Here is a 15418-nt window from a genome sequence, read left to right as displayed (position 1 = left end):
CCGGCAGCTCCGGCATGAGACGAGGCAAAAATGAACGAATCTCGGCTCGTTCACGCCGTGCGTAAGCTATCACGCGCCGAGCGATCCGCCAACCGCCGTTGCCATCGCGAATCATCGGCACGGACACTGATGAGGGGGATTCTGCCGCCCGGCGTGAAATCTCCGTGAAGATTCGCGGAGATGCGAAGGGTTTCCGGAAGGGTACGCCAGGCGGGTTCAACTCATGTACCATCCGCCATTGACGTTGATGGTCTGACCGGTGATGTAGCCGTTGTTGGCGAGCAGGACGGCGACGTCGGAGACCTCATCCGCCTCGCCGAAGCGGCCGACGGGGATGATCTCTGGTCGGGCCTTCGGATTGTTCGTGACCATCTCGGTGGCGATCAGGGCCGGGGCGATCGCGTTGGACGTGATCCCCTCCTTGGCCAGGAGCGCGGCGTACGAGTGCGTCATGCCGATCAAGCCGGCCTTGGATGCCGCATAGTGCGGCCCGACGACCCCGCCGAGCTGCGCGGCGACCGACGAGAGGTTGATGATCCGGCCCCAGCCTTGCGCCCGCATGCCCGGCACGACCGCCTGGGTCACGAGGAAGGCCGACTTCAGGTTCACGTCGATCAGCTCGTCCCAGTCACGCTCGGAGATTTGATCCAACGCTTGCGGGCGGCTGATCCCGGCGTTGTTGACCAGGACCGAGACGGGCCCGAGTGTTTCGGTGATCGAGGCGACGAGCCTCGTCACCTGCTCTCCGACCGAGACGTCGGCGGCGACGGCCAGGCCGCGACGGCCGAGCTTGCGGATTTCGTCGCAGACCTCGTCGGCCTCGGCGGCCCGGCTGAGGTAGTTGATGGCGATGTCCGCCCCCGCCGCGGCCATCGCCAGCGCGATCGCGCGGCCGATCCCGCGGCTACCGCCGGTCACCAGGGCGACTTTGCCGAGCAACTGATCCATCGTCGTGTCTCCGCGGTCACTTCCCCTGGGGAGTCGGGATGAGCCGGTCGAGGGTCGAGCGGAGCCCTTGCAACGAAGGCGCGGCGTCGGGCTGCTTCGACAGGTCGTGCGCCTCGACGGGGTCGTCGGCCAGGTTGTAGAGGGCCTCGTCGCGGCCGTCGAGCCGGAGGTACGCCTTATCGCCAGAGATCAGTGCCCTCGACAATCCGGGCGTGGGCGTGGCATAGCGTCGATCGGGGGCAATGTCCTGCCGCGAGGAGAACTCGGAGAGGACCGGCTCCTGGTCGTGCGAGGCCTTGTCCGGCGAAGTCGACCAGTTGCGGAGCGGATTGACCAGCGAGTTGCCCGGGAACTTCGCCTCGTTGTCGAGGCCGACGAGGTCCAGCACCGTCGCCGGCAGGTCGCGCAGGCTCACGGCTCCCGGGATCTTCTCGCCCGCCTGGACCTTCCCCGGCGCGATGATCAGTAAAGGGACATGAATCTCGGGTTGATACACGCTGGCGCGATGCCCGTAGATAGGCCGGCCCTCGCGGGAGTGTTCGCCGAAGTGCTCGCCGTGATCCGAGGTGATGATGACGACCGTGTTCTCGAGGAGCTTCCGGCTCTCGAGGGACTTCATCAGGGCCCCGAGCTGCACGTCGAGCGCGGCGATGCAGTCGTCGTAGGCGTCGCGGGCCATGACGAGATCCTCGGGGCTGCACGTCCGCTTGTCGTGCTCCTCCCAATCCCGGAGGAGCTGGAAATCGGCGAGGGTCTTCGGCCGGCGGCCGAAGTGCTTGTGCTCGCCCGGCGGCAGCAGATAAGGGTCGTGCGCATCGATGTAATTGATGAACGCGAAGAAGGGGCGCCCCGCCTGGCGGTCGATCCAGCCCAGGGCCTCCCGATTGATCAGGGCGGCGGGCTTGCGATCGTCCTCCTCCTCAAGCGGATGCCTCGGATCGCGATGCAAGGCCACGTCGATACGATCGATCACCGAGCCGACGCGCATGGAGATCAGCCATCCCAGCGCCGATGAGCGGAGCACGCCGATCGGAGTCGTGAGATAATCCTCGTAATGCGCGAACCCGCGCGAGAGGCCATACTCGGCCGAGCAAAAAACGGTGTTGGCGATGAAGCCCCCCGTCGCGTAACCCCGGCGCGCCAGCGATTCGGCGAGGGTTGGGTACCTGGCGTCGAGGGCCCGGTCGAATCCCACCGAGACCTCCCACGACCATCGACCCGTGAACATGCTCGCGTGCGACGGCAAGGTCCAGGGCGCCGTGGCGATCGCCCGCTCGAACATCAGGCCGCGGCCCGCGAGCGCGGCGAGGTTCGGCGTCGTGTCGCGAGCATAGCCGTGCAGGCTCGTGTCGTCGGCCCTGACGGTATCCATGACGACGAGCAAGACGTTGGGAGCCCCCTTTGGCGGCGCGGGCAAGCCGCGGTTGGCGATCCACTCCCGGAATGGCCCCTTGCCCAGCGAGACGCCGACGATCGCCAGCAGGACCACCGACAGCAAGGGGAGGCTGCGCCTGACCAGCCGATCGAACCCATCGGCCCTCGCGACGATCGCCGGCGCGATCCAGGAGGCAACGCCGATCGCGAGGATCAGCGACGCAAACGCCTGGAGCCCGGGGACCGCCAGCAGGACCGACAGCACCGCCAGCGCACAAAGCGAGAAGACCGCCGGGCGTCCCGCCAATCTCGCCGTATACTTCTTCAAAACCACGAGTAAGAGCCCGAACGCCGCGAAGATGATCCCCAGCGAGGCGGGGATCATCCAGACGAGGTTCGGGTTCTTGCGATAGATGCCCGCCTGCAGCAGCCAGGTCTTGAGGTGGACCGGCAGGAGCTCGACGAAGCCGGCGACGAGGCCGAACCAGAGGGCCGTCCGGAATGGCGAGGCCAGGACGGGAGCCCCGCGGGCCCCCGCCGATGCCGTCGCGTCGGGCCCGCCTGCCTGCTCATCGGGATCGAGGCCCGTGCTCATCGCTCGCCCTTCCGGCGCCGTCGAGGCCGCTCGCACGATCGGCACATCGACGGCACGATGCCATTCATGAGTTGATGATCAACCGAGGTAGCCGAGCCCCTGGAGCCGGTCGCGGACGACCGACTCGGCGTCCCCTTGCGCGACGGGCTCCGCAGCCTCCTTGCCGGCGACGAGCGACTTCCCCTGCATCGAGGGGGGAATCTCATACCCGGCCAGGTCGAGCAACGTCGGAGCGATGTCGAGCAGGTGCGCCCCCTCGACCTCGCCCGAGACGGGGTTGTTGGCCGAGGCCAGGATGAACGCGCCGAACTGGTCGTGGTTGCAGTCGTCCGGGCCCGTGTCGTTCTCGCGGACGTGGATCTCGGGGTAACCGACCCCGCCGACCGACCGCCAGGAGAGCGCACCGAAGTGGACGATTAGATCAGGGGCCACGTTCTTGACCGACTTGTACACTTCTTCGGGCTTGAAGACGAGCGTGCCGAGGGGCTGCCCCTTGTCGTCGACCGTCGCCTCGAACCGGGCCTTCACCTCGTCGCGGAAGCTCTCGTACTCGGCCTGGGGGATGATCCCCTTCGGCTCGCGCCCCTGGACGTTGAAGAAGACGCGGGCGTAGTAGCCCCCCTCGCTCCAGACCTTGGTCTTGTCCCAGTTGACGTCGAGCTTCTCGAACGTCGTGACCTTCTCGGGGTACTTATTCAGGACGAGGAGCCCTTCGCGGATCAGCCACTCGTTGACGCAGAAGCCGCCGTCGAGCTTGCGGGCGCCGTGGTCGGAGACGACGAGGACGACGGTGTCGTCGCTCAGCAGCTCGAGGATCGTGCCGAGCTCCTGGTCGAGGTAGAGGTAATAGTCCCGGATCACGTCGCGGAAGGGGGAGTTCGGGTCGTGCAGGACGTGCTCGGGGTCGTGGTGGCTCCAGAACCCGTGGTGGACGCGGTCGAGGCCGATCTCCACGAACTGGAAGTAGTCCCACTCGGCCGTCTTGAGGAAGTGCCGCACCACCTCGAAGTGCTTGCGGCTCATCTCGAAGATCTCGTCGCGGAGCCAGGCCTTGTTGTCGGTCCGGAACCCCTTGACGTCGACGTGGTACTCGCCGGCGACCTTGCGGATCTCGTCGCTGACCGCCGGGGGATGCGTGAACACATCCTTGGTGGTGTCGGGCGTGAGGAAGCAGCCGACCGAGATCCCGTTCACCTTGCGCGGGGGGAAGCTCGGGGGGACGCCGATCAGGACCGACTTGCCCCCTTCGCGGCCGATCTGGTCCCAGATGGCGACGGCGTCGAAGGAGCGGGAGTTGACGATCCCGAGCTTGTCGTACGAGTGGTCGACGCGGTTGCGGAACCCGTAGACGCCGAGCGAGCCGGGGTCCTGGCTCGTGGCCATGCACATCCAGGCCGGGACGGTGATCGGCGGGATGACGCTCTCGAGCCGCCCGTGGCAGCCCGAGTCCATCAGGCGGCGGAAGTTCTCGAGCCGTTCGTCGCCGAACAGTAAGTCGGGGGCGGCGCAGTCGAGTCCGATGACCAGGATCTTCATGTTAAGAGCGAACTCCCTTCCATCGCCGGCCCCGCCGGCACGCCCAGGGCCGCCAGGATCGTGGGGGCCAGGTCCAGGAGCCGGGCACCCTCGGGCCGGAACGACCGGTCCATGAAGAGCACGCCGGGGACCTGGGAGGGATCGACGATGTGATCCCCGCCCCACGCATTGGTGTTATCCGTAAAGATCGACGAGCCGACCCCGCCCATCGAGGTCCCCCACGAGACCCGATAGCCGCGGTTGAAGTGGACGATCAGGTCGGGCGACTCCCCGACGTAAGGGCCGCTGTAGAGCTCCTCGCGAGCCTTGACCTCGCGGATCCCTTCGGCACCCGACTCGGGGTCGGCCAGCCCTTTCAGGTTCCGGGCGATCTGCTGCTTAAGCGCCTCGGCGTCGGCCTCGGCGACGATCCCCTTGCCCTCGCGCCCCTCAAGGTTCAGGTAGATCCCCCCGAGGCCCAGGGCATACGCCTTCGTCTTCGACCAGTCGACCTTGAGGAGCAGGTCGCCCGCCTCGTGCCCCGGCCTCACGCCGGGCTCGAGGGCGAGCAGGCCTTGCTCATACAGCCAGGCGTTGATGTCGACGCAGCGCCGGAAGGAGCCGAAGCCGTGGTCGCTGAGGGCGATCGTCAGCGTCTTGTCGTCGGCATACCGGAGCGCCGCGCCGAGCGCGCGGTCGGCCCTGCGGTAATGCCGCTCGATCTCTCCGACGTACTGCTTTGGGGGCGTCTTGCCGAGGTTGGCCGGGTGGTCGGGCTCCCGGAAACGCCAGAACATATGCTGGACGCGGTCGGGCGTGTCGAAGAGGCAGTAATAGAAGCCGTCGCGGCCGCGCTCGAGGGCGCGGATCATCATCGACTCGCGCTCGTCCCAGACGGCGTCGCACTGGTCGAGGAAAGCGGCCTCGTCGATCCGGCCGTTGCTCAGGCCGGCGTGGTCCTCGACCATCCCCGTCGTGTAGTAAGGGCCCGAATCCAGGCCGAGCTCCCAGGCGTAGTCCTCGGGGGAGCTGATCGGGAACAGGGGAGACTCGGGATCGAAGTTGATCGGAGACGCGTAGAGCGCGAAGTCGGATCCGAGCCGCATCAGGCGGAACCGGACGATCCCCTTGATGGCCCGGAGCATGCCGAGCTTGAACTTCACGCGGAGCCAGCCGCTCCAGACGCCCAGGCGCACTTCGAGCTCGCCCGGGGTAGCCCCCGCGCACTTCAGGAAGACGCGACCGCCGTCGGTGTCCTGGCGGATCTGGAGGTCGAGCCGGAGGTCGGTCCGATCCTTGGGGTTCCTCGGGCCGACCAGGGCCGTCGCGATCGAGCCGTCGGCCGATGGCGTGACCTGGACGATCTGCTCCCCTTCGCCCGCGTGGATGCCGGACTGCGTCGTGTAATAGGTGCCGGTGCCGAGGCCGCCGCGGACGTCGGGCACCCCCATGCCGGAGAGCATCCGCCCCTTGACCGGGTCGGGCGGATAGGTGCACGGGCAGCGGATGACCTCGGAGTTGACGCCGGCCGCCGACAGGAGGTCCCAGAGCGGCACCCCTCGCCTGAGGTTCACGGCCTTCGGCGGGGTGAAGGCGTTCTTCTGCTCGTAGCGGTTGAGCGCGAGGTCGGGCAGATATGTCTTGGGGTCGCGCCTGAGGAAGTCGAAGATGCCGTGGCCGCCGGGATTGACCCCGGTGGCGAACGTCGACCAGGCGACCGGCGTCTGCGCGGGCGAGGTGGTGGCGACCCGGCCGTAGCCGCCGCGTTCGCGCAGGCGGGCCAGGTTCGGCAGCTCTCCGGCCGCCATCAAGGGCTCGACGATCCCGGGTTCCAGGCCGTCCAGCCCGACGACAATCACCTTGTTCAGTTTCATTCGAAACGGGTCTTCAGCCGAGGGTTCGCGGGGTCGGAGGAAGAGGGGGAACCCCGCCCGTCCCGGCCTTCATCGACCCGGCCCGGCAACGGACGTCCTCGACCCGCGGCGTCAACATCCACTTTTGACCGCGACTTACTTGCGCCCCGAAGGCCGGGACATGCGCATCCTGAGCAGGCGGAACCAGCGGGTCACCATCGTCAGCGAGGCTCGTCCCAGCGTCAGGACGAAACCGATGACTGCCGCGATCACCGACATGATCGGCAGGGTCGTCTCGGGCCCGAAGTAGGCGAAAGGCAACGGCATCGCTGATCACTTCCCCGAGGGTGCGGCCGAACGGGGAGCCCGGCCCGGGGCCCAGAGCCCCGCGATCGTCGGCCTCCTTCACGCTCCGTCCATGGTATCCGGCGCCGCCCCCATCGGGATAGGCATTTCTTTCCGCCTCAACGTCTTGCGCACAACGACTTAAACATCCGAATGATGGTCCCGAGGCCGTTTTCCGGGCTGGGCCGTTGAATCCAGGACGGACTTGGCCTTAGAACCGTGGTCGCCATCATGACAACTTGGCGAATGGCGTCGAGAGCGCTTGCTCGCCACGGCAGAGGTTTTCAGGGAGACTGCGGAATGAAAGCGGCGTCGGTCGGATCGCGATATGGGGGGAGATGGGTAGCGAAGTGGGCCCTGCTCGCGGCCGGTTCCTGCTGGTGCGCAGGCCTGGCGACGCTGAGCCTGGCGGCCGACGCCAGGCGCCCCAACATCGTCTTCATCTTCTCCGACGACCACGCCTACCAGGCCATCAGCGCCTACGGCGAGGGCCGCAAGCTGCTCGAGACCCCCAACATCGACCGGATCGCGAAGGAGGGGATGAGGTTCGACCGCTGCGTCGTCCCCAACTCGATCTGCGGGCCGAGTCGGGCGACCGTCCTCACGGGCAAGTACAGTCACCTCAACGGCTTCTACAACAACACGAACAGCCGATTCGACGGCGCGCAGACGACCTTCCCCAAGCTCCTCAAGGCGGGCGGATACCAGACGGCCCTCGTGGGCAAGTGGCACCTCGTCAGCGACCCCACCGGCTTCGACTACTGGCACATCCTCCCGGGCCAGGGGGTCTACTACAACCCGCCGATGATCGACAACGGCAAGAAGGTGACGCACGAGGGCTACACCACCGACATCATCACCGACCTCTCCCTCGACTGGCTCAAGAACCGCGATAAGTCGAAGCCCTTCCTGCTCATGTGCCAGCAGAAGGCCCCGCATCGCGAGTGGGAGCCGGCGCTCCGGCACCTCGGGCATGACAAGGACCGCAAGTATCCCGAGCCGGCGACCCTCTTCGACGACTACGCCGGGCGCGGCAAGGCCGAGCACTCGCAGGACATGACCATCGCCGAGACGATGACCTCGCGTGACCTCAAGCTCACGCCCCCCTCGCAGCTCACCCCCAAGCAGGTCGAGGCCTGGGACGCCTATTACGAACCCCGCAACAAGGCATTCGAGGCGGCCAAGCTCCAGGGCAAGGACCTCGTGCGATGGAAGTACAACCGGTACATGCACGACTACCTCGGCTGCATCAAGGCCGTCGATGAAGGGGTCGGCCGAGTGCTCAAGTACCTGGACGACGAGGGCCTGGCGAAAGACACCATCGTCGTTTACGGATCCGACCAGGGCTTCTATCTCGGCGAGCACGGCTGGTTCGACAAGCGCTGGATCTTCGAAGAGTCGCTGCGAGCCCCCCTGCTCGTCCGCTGGCCGGGGGTTGTCGCGCCCGGTTCGGTGAACAAGGATCTGGTCTCGAACCTCGACTTCGCCGAGACCTTCCTCGAAGCGGCCGGTCAGCCGATCCCCGACGAGATGCAGGGACGGAGCCTCTTGCCGGTCCTCCGGGGCCGGACCCCGGCCGACTGGCGCAAGAGCTTCTATTACCACTATTACGAGTTCCCCGGCCCACACAGCGTCGCACGTCATTACGGCGTCGTCACCGACCGCTACAAGCTCGTCCACTTCTACGAGCCAGGGCAAGACTCCTGGGAGCTCTTCGACCTCAAGGAAGACCCGCAGGAGCTCAAGAGCGTCTACGACGACCCCGCCCACGCCGAGGTCCGCAAGGAGCTGGAAATCGAGCTGGCCCGCCTCCGCCGCGAGTTGAAGGTCGGGGACCAGGATCCGCCCGCCTCCCGGATCAACCCCGCGAACCCCCGGACCAAGGCCGCGGCCAAGGCCAAGCGCAAGGAATCCGCCAGGTGATCGATCGGGACAACCCGGCTTCGAAACGATAAACGGCTCGGGCCCCCGATTGGAAATTCGGTGTGGGGCCCGAGCCGTACTACGGTCTGCACATGACTCGTCCGGGGCCGAAGGCTCGGCCCCGCCGCATTCACTTGGTCGTGATCATGTCCTTGATCTTGGAAAACTCCCCTTCCTTGATCCCCTTGACCTTCATGATGTCCTCGATCTTCTCGTAAGGCCGGCCGTCGACGATCGCCTGGGCCTTCACGGGGCCGATGCCGAAGAGGGTGTCGAGCTCCTCGAGCGAGGCGGTGTTGATATTCACCGGATCGGTCGGCTCGGCCTTCGCCGCGGCTCCCGCCGACTTCTTGAAGGTCTTGGGGGCGGCCTTCCTGGCGGGCGTTGACGTCGTGGGCTTGGGGGCCGGCGCCTCCTCGGTCGCGGCCTCCGTCCCGTCCGCCGGCTCCGAGACCCCGGCGACGGCGACGCCGCGAAGCGCCTCGATCCGGGCCTTGCCGATCCCCTTGATCTTCTCGAGGTCGTCGACCGAGCGGAACGGACGCCCCTCGATGATCGCCCTGGCATGCACGGGGCCGATGCCCGGCAGGGCCTCGAGTTCCTTGAGGCTGGCCGTATTCAGGTCGACGGCCGACTTGTCAGCGGTGCTCGCCTTGGCCCTGGCCTTCGTCATCGCCTTGGTCTTGGGCTTCTCTTCGGCCTTGGCGGTCGCCTTGCCGAACGAGACCCGGCCATTCATGGCGGAGATGACCTTGTCCGAGATCCCGGCCTTGGACACGTCCTCGAACTTGGCGTAGGGCCGGCCGGCGATGATCTTCTTGGCGGTGACGGGGCCCACGCCCGGCAGGACTTCTTCGAGTTCCTCGGCCGTCGCGGAGTTGAGGTCGATCGGGAGCTTCGCCGCCTTATCCTTGGCCTTCGTTTTCTCCTTTGTCGCGGCCGTCGGCGCGCTCGTCGCCTGAGCCCACGACGTCGCCGAGACGCCGAGCATCAGCGAGATGGCGAGCCCGAGGGCGGCCGCTCGCTTCTGGAAACTTCGAGCCAACATCGCGGACTCCTTCAACGTCTCTGACCCTTTGATATTCGCGGAAGACCGAGAACCGGCGACACGGGGTCGCGCTTCGACGGCCGGACTCGAGGCACGCGCGACGCCCTCGGACTCGCGGCCGAGGCCCTCGCTCACGGGCCAATCCCCTGCCATGCCGCACCCGAAACAAGCAATCATGCAGAGGCATACCTACACGTGCCTCTCCAGCATATCCGAGGTTATCGGAGCATGAATCAACTTTTCTCGGATTCCGGGGAAAAACATGGCCACATTCATCCGACCGCCCGATCCGAGCCCCCCGAGGCCCCGCGACGAGGGAGCTAGAAGCGTCCGATGTCGGCCACGTCATCGGGGCCGCTCGCGGGTTGGGCCTGGATTCCCCGGGGAGGCGGGAACGATCCCGGATCATGCTCCGTCATCGAGCCGGGGCCGGGATCGCCATCGCGGAGGGGGGCGCGGACTCCTCCAGATTCGGGCAACTTTCAACGGTTGACATGGGACGATCTGTTATCGAGCCGCCGTCGGCGTCGAGGGCCTGCGGGATCGGGGGGCTGACGCCCTCGGCAACGGGGCGGGGAGGGTCGAAGCGCCCTGGCCCGGCCCCGGGGGCGTCGTCGCCTTCGGGGCCTCCGGGATGGGGTCGGGCGCCTTCGGGCTGTCCGCGGCCGGGGCGGGCGCGGATCCAGGCTGTCCCTGCGGGGGCCACGACAGGGAGTTGTCGTACCCCATGGGGGCGGGCGAGGCGGGCGCCGGGCTCGGGACGCCGATCGGGTACGAGTAGTTGTACACGTTCAGGATCTGCTGATTCATCGAGAAGCGTTCGGCCTCAACGGCCGCCTGCATCTCGTAGCAGTTCATGCGGATATAGGACTTGGCCCGGCAGACTTCCGCCGCGCAGCTATCGCAGCGCGAGGAATTGCACCGGTCATGCGCGAGGGCCGGGCCGGCCAGGGCGAAGAGGAGGAGGAAGGCGGGGGTCGCGTGCCTCATTTGCATGTACCTTGGCGACACGTAGAGAATGTTCCAAGCTCACGCCGTGCCGAAACATACACTCCCGGGGTCACGCATGCCTGCGGAAATGGAGCCCCCTGCGATCCGAGCCTTCGCCTGGTAACGCCTCCTCCGGATGGGCAATCCTCAGGGCCTATCGCCGCATCGCAATTGCGCAAGAAACTCCGCCTCAATCCCCCAACACGGCGGATCGAGGCCATCCCGAATCTCAACTCTTATTGCGCAGACTGCCCATTCTTCGATCGCTTCTGATTTCGAGGTCTGCCTCGATTCAGAAGGCGTCGATGCTGCTGAAGCCGCCGTCGACGGAAGTCAGCGAGAAGAGCGAGGGCATGACGAGGCCGACGCAGGAGGCGCAATAGACGATGGATGCGAGGCCGGCGGTCGGGTGGCCGAACTTGTCCTGGCGGACGAGCCCGGTCCAGCAGGCGGGGCATCGGTGCTTGGCGGGGGGGCCGTCGTCGGGCACTCCGGGGAGTTCGGCAAGCTGGGCAATCGCTTCTTCCAGGGCATCGAGGGTCTTGGGTATGCCCGACTTGCCGGCGAAATGCTCCCGGCTCAGCTTGCGCAAGTCCTCGAATGTGGGGGCGATGCGCTCCTGGAGCCAGAGGCGATCCTTCCGGGAGACGACGCTCATCTCCCTCGCGGTGCGCAGGATCGCGTCCATCGCCTTCGCGGCGGCGAGCATGGGCTGCGCACTCGGGATGCTGAGATCAATCATGGCGAAATCCCTCGACCTTGAGGCCCTCCGTCAACGTTGACATGAGGACTCGTACATCCAACGACCTTGACGGTTGGCCATCCGACCGGCCTTGGTCGGCGTCCGTCGACTTCGCGCCCGTTGAAGCCCCGGGCCTGTCGCCCGAGGCGTTGGGTATCAAGCACTTCGGGAGGTACGGGTCGGCTCGGGGAGGCCCGGCCCGCCGGGTCGGTCATGCCTGCTTCATCGAATCGGCGGTCCTCATCGCGACGGCGACGGCCGTCTCCCGCTCCGCCTCGGTTCGGAACCGTTGCGGGCTGGTCATGATCCCGTCGACGGCGTCGGCCAGGGCCTCTGCGACGACCCGCTCCAGCTCGGCCCGGTCCCCCTCGCGTTGGAGGGCGCAGCGGATCTCGGCCTGGAGGCAGCGCTCGACGAACCGGTTGCCGGGGCTCTCGACCAGGACGTTCGGCGTCGACTCGGGTCGTGCCAGCTCCGAGTCGACCCAATTGTAGAGGTAGCGGAAGGCCGTCCTCTGGGCGATCGCGACCGAGGTCTCCTTGGCGAAGTCGTCCTCGCCGTCGGTCGCCTCGAGCACGCAGTCGAGCACGCTGCGATAGGTGGCCACGAAGCTGCCGAGCGAGCCGTCCTTCGGCAGCAGGTCGATGAGGTCCGCGAGGATGGCGATGCGGAGGTCCTGATAGTTTACGTCGGTCTCGACGATGACATCGGGCACGTCTTGATTCATGAAACCGGCCCCTCCATGGAGACAAGCTCTGTCAGCCGCATTCGAATCAGTCCCAGCGTAAATTGGTTCGAATCCAGGTTTGCCGGGCCGTCGATGCCCCGCCCGTGTGGGACTCCACCGCCTCTTCGTCGGTTGGCCGTCGGGCCGAGCCGGGTCAGGCACTGACGCGCTCCGCCCACAACAAGACATAGGTCACGCTCGCGTGGACGACAAATCCGAAATTTCTCATCGCGTCAGTTCCTGATCCTCCTACGCTCGTCAGCCATCGAAGGGCGAGGTAACATTTCAGGATTTACCCGCATGTCGATCGCGGCGCGAGGTGATTTCCGGGCTCTTTAAGGCTGGAAGCCGCGAATCCGCCTACTTTAACGAGGAACAATGCAAAACATCTCTTAAATTACACATGAACGATCGCCGAGAGAGGGCCATTTCCCCCGATTCGCCAGGCGTCCTTCTGGGAGCCCCTGGGCGCTCGGGGGCTACCACGCGAGGTTTCGCGGCGACAAGACCGGCCGACGGGTCGGGCCTTAGGGTCTCCTGCAATCAAGGCTCGCCCTTCGGAAGTAAGGCCGAGCTTACTTCCCGGCGACTGCGGGCACCCCAAGGCAGGCTCCATCATGACGTTGACGACGATTCGAGTCCCCCTGTACTTCCTGGCGATCGCACTTCTGTCCAGGGCCTCGGGGGCGATATACCAGGATCAGGAGCCCCCGAAGCCCGCTCCCGCCGCGCGGACGGAGGCGGGGAATCACCCCCAGGGTGATGATGAATTTGTAAGTCAGTTCATAGCCCGATACAACAAGGACGACTTCCGCGGGGTCTACGCCCTCGCCTCGGACGGATTCCGGAAAGGGATCGGCGAGGGCCAGTTCGTGGCATTCCTGCGCCGGAACCGCAACGGGGGCGACATCATCCGAAGCGTGTTCGAGAGCCGGGAGGCGGGCGCGTCGACGTACCGGCTCGAGATGCAAGGACGAGACATGCTCCTGACCGTGCGGGTCGAGCCCCCGGGCCGGTTCGGCTCCTTCGGCCTGAGGAATGCGCCAGTCGCCTTACTGGCCCGGGCCGGGGACGTCCGCAGTGACAACCCGATGTCAACGCCCCTCGACCGCGCGGTGGACGCGGCCGTCAGAATCTATTTCCTCCACCCGCACGCGGTCGGCCTCTCGATCGGGCTCATCGGCGACGGCAAGAGGCACGCCTACCATTACGGCGTGACCGCCAGGGATCGGGTCGAGATCCCGAACTCCGCGACCCCCTACGAGATCGGCTCGATCACGAAGACGTTCACGGCGACGCTGCTCGCCCGAGCGGTGATCGAAGGCAAGGTCGCGCTCGACGACGACGTCCGCAAGCATCTCGGCGCGGGCTATCCGGGCCTCGAGTTCGCCGACCGGCCGATCACCCTGCGCGACCTGGCCAACCACACGTCAAGGCTCCCGACCCTCCCCGAGGACGTCGGCTCCCAGCCGGGCGCGTCTCCCTTGACCCCGGAGGCGAATTACAACGCCGAGGCCTTCGACGCCGCCCTGCGGCGGTTCAAGCTCGACGGCAATCCCGGCGAGGCCTTCTCCTATTCGAACTGGGGATTCGCCCTGCTCGGCCAGGTCGTCGCGAAGGCGTGCGGCAGGCCCTACGCCGAACTCCTGGCGAGCGATATCCTCAACCCGCTCCGCATGGCGAGCACGACGTACAAGGCATCGGACGAGGTGAGGCGTCGTGCGGCCGTCGGCCACTTCGAGAACGGCCGCGTCGCCCCTTATCAGGATGGCGGCATGTTCGGGCCCGCGGGGGATATCGTCTCGGACCTCGACGACATGCTGGCCTATCTCGAGGCCCAGCTCGGCGAGACGACTCCCGCCATCGCCCTGACGCATCAACCCACGGCGCAAGGCATGGGCCTCGGCTGGGGAGTCCGAACCCGCGACGGCCGCCGCGAGATCCAGCACAACGGCAGCACCTACGGCTTCACGTCGCACATCTCCGGCTTCCCCGGCTCGGGGCGAGGTCTCGTCATCCTCTCGAACAGCAAGGCTCCCCTCGGCGGCCTCATCGCGGCGATCCAGGCCGAGCTGCTCAAGGAGCGGGACCGCCGTTAGGCGTCCATCCCCGAGCCCTGGCCGGCGGCGGGCCCCCGAGCTCTCGATCAACCCGCTTTCCTCGGTTTCGCCCATGAGGAGCCGTCCCAGATCCTGAGCGTGCGGTCATCCCCGCCCGTCGCCAGGGATCGGCCGTCGGGGGCGAAGGCGATCGCACCGAGCCAGGCCCTGGGCCCCTTCACGATGGCGACGCGTCGCCAGGTCCGTGCGTCCCAGAGGCTGATCGATCCGTCGCCCCTCGCGGCGGCCAGCAATGCCCCATCGTGCGAGAAGGCCAGCGCGGGGGCCCCGCACCGGTGCCCCGGCAACTCGGCCAGGGCCCGGCCCGTCTCCGGATCCCAGACCCGGACGACTTCATCCACACTCCCGCTGGTCGCCAGCGCCTTGCCTCGAGGGGCGAACGCCAACCCGTGGATCTGCAGCGCCTGGGCCCGGAATGACCGGAGCCGCCGGAGGTCCCGGCTATCCCAGAGGGTGACGACCCCGTCCACCCCGCCCGTCGCGACCTCCCGGCCATCGGGGGCATACGCCAGGGCCCCGACGAATCTGCCGAGCTCGGCCTGGGCCCTGATCGACCCGTCGGCCAGGTCCCAGAGGACGAGCCCGCCGTCGCGACCTCCCAGGGCCAATGTGCGGCCGTCGGGGGCGAAGGCCAGCCGGTGAAGTTGGCCGCCTTCGATGTCGATCCGGTCGACCATCTCACCGCTCCCGGGATCCCAGAGGCCCACGCTCGCGTTCGAGCCGGTCGCCGCCAGCGTCCGGCCATCCGGCGAGAACGCGACGCGAGGCGTCCAATCCCAGGAGGTGGAACGAACCGGGCGGGACCGCTTGAGGTCCCAAGTCATGACCCTGCCATCCCGCGTCGCGACGGCGAGCCCGCGGCCGTCCGGGGCGAAGGCCAGTGAGCCGATCATCGCGTCGACGGGAATCTCCCTGTGTTGCCCGATGTCCTTCTTGTCGCGCGTCTCTTCTCCCCGATCCACGAACCCGATCAGGACCCACCCCACAAGGCCGAGGAACCCGATCGACAGCCCCTGAGTCATGACGACGACGCCGGTCGAGTCACCCCCTCGCGACGACCCCGCGTCGATCGCATCATCGAGCCAGGGCATGCTTCCTGCGGGCTTCGGGTCGTGCGACACGGATCTTCTCCTCAAAAGAATGAACGGGCGTGCGGAGCCACGACCGAAGGTCGCATCCGTCGGCGCAGGGAGTCCCCGGCCCCGAGAGTCGCATGGGCGACTCGGGCTCGAAGGGAG

General features: G+C 67.0%; 12 protein-coding genes. 2 read left to right on the top strand and 10 right to left on the bottom strand.

Features of this window, described 5'->3' with window-relative positions; translation table 11 throughout:
• Positions 1-216 precede the first annotated feature (216 nt).
• The 5 genes from ACOYYX_RS05205 to ACOYYX_RS05185 form a co-directional block, all read right to left on the bottom strand.
• Complete coding sequence (locus ACOYYX_RS05205) at positions 217-948, bottom strand: 3-oxoacyl-ACP reductase family protein (protein ID WP_422928875.1); 732 nt, start codon at positions 946-948, stop codon at positions 217-219.
• Positions 949-964: 16 nt separating this feature from the next.
• Positions 965-2917, bottom strand: coding sequence for a sulfatase-like hydrolase/transferase (locus ACOYYX_RS05200; protein WP_422928874.1), 1953 nt, complete (start codon positions 2915-2917; stop codon positions 965-967).
• 78 nt (positions 2918-2995) lie between these two features.
• The gene (locus ACOYYX_RS05195; protein WP_422928873.1) at positions 2996-4453 is read right to left on the bottom strand and encodes an alkaline phosphatase family protein; all 1458 of its coding nucleotides are present in this window, start codon (positions 4451-4453) and stop codon (positions 2996-2998) included.
• A complete protein-coding gene (locus ACOYYX_RS05190) occupies positions 4450-6306 on the bottom strand; it encodes an alkaline phosphatase family protein (protein WP_422928872.1) in 1857 nt (618 codons plus the stop codon). The genes ACOYYX_RS05195 and ACOYYX_RS05190 overlap by 4 nt, the downstream gene beginning before the upstream one ends.
• Before the next feature lie 135 nt (positions 6307-6441).
• On the bottom strand, positions 6442-6612 hold the full coding sequence (locus ACOYYX_RS05185) for a hypothetical protein (protein ID WP_422928871.1): 171 nt from the start codon (positions 6610-6612) through the stop codon (positions 6442-6444).
• A gap of 318 nt (positions 6613-6930) precedes the next feature.
• Between ACOYYX_RS05185 and ACOYYX_RS05180 the strand changes: the two genes are divergently transcribed.
• Positions 6931-8553: a sulfatase family protein gene (locus tag ACOYYX_RS05180; protein ID WP_422928870.1), complete on the top strand. Its 1623-nt coding sequence runs from the start codon at positions 6931-6933 to the stop codon at positions 8551-8553.
• 130 nt (positions 8554-8683) lie between these two features.
• Here the strand turns inward: ACOYYX_RS05180 and ACOYYX_RS05175 are convergent, their stop codons facing one another.
• The 4 genes from ACOYYX_RS05175 to ACOYYX_RS05160 all read right to left on the bottom strand — a co-directional run bounded on the left by ACOYYX_RS05175 (position 8684) and on the right by ACOYYX_RS05160 (position 12060).
• On the bottom strand, positions 8684-9601 hold the full coding sequence (locus ACOYYX_RS05175; protein WP_422928869.1) for a ComEA family DNA-binding protein: 918 nt from the start codon (positions 9599-9601) through the stop codon (positions 8684-8686).
• 507 nt (positions 9602-10108) lie between these two features.
• A complete protein-coding gene (locus tag ACOYYX_RS05170) occupies positions 10109-10591 on the bottom strand; it encodes a hypothetical protein (protein WP_422928868.1) in 483 nt (160 codons plus the stop codon).
• Positions 10592-10883: 292 nt separating this feature from the next.
• Positions 10884-11333: a hypothetical protein gene (locus ACOYYX_RS05165; RefSeq protein ID WP_422928867.1), complete on the bottom strand. Its 450-nt coding sequence runs from the start codon at positions 11331-11333 to the stop codon at positions 10884-10886.
• 211 nt (positions 11334-11544) lie between these two features.
• Complete coding sequence (locus tag ACOYYX_RS05160) at positions 11545-12060, bottom strand: hypothetical protein (protein WP_422928866.1); 516 nt, start codon at positions 12058-12060, stop codon at positions 11545-11547.
• Between the two features lie 617 nt (positions 12061-12677).
• Here ACOYYX_RS05160 and ACOYYX_RS05155 point away from each other — a divergent pair.
• The gene (locus tag ACOYYX_RS05155; RefSeq protein WP_422928865.1) at positions 12678-14159 is read left to right on the top strand and encodes a serine hydrolase domain-containing protein; all 1482 of its coding nucleotides are present in this window, start codon (positions 12678-12680) and stop codon (positions 14157-14159) included.
• Positions 14160-14206: 47 nt separating this feature from the next.
• Here the strand turns inward: ACOYYX_RS05155 and ACOYYX_RS05150 are convergent, their stop codons facing one another.
• Positions 14207-15301, bottom strand: coding sequence for a WD40 repeat domain-containing protein (locus ACOYYX_RS05150; RefSeq protein WP_422928864.1), 1095 nt, complete (start codon positions 15299-15301; stop codon positions 14207-14209).
• Positions 15302-15418 lie beyond the last annotated feature (117 nt).

Origin of the sequence: Singulisphaera chitinilytica, assembly GCF_049331405.1 — a bacterium.
Classification (GTDB): Bacteria; Planctomycetota; Planctomycetia; order Isosphaerales; family Isosphaeraceae; genus PoT.
The sequence above is the reverse complement of the archived record's forward strand: the minus strand, read 5'-3'. Positions and strand labels throughout refer to the sequence as shown.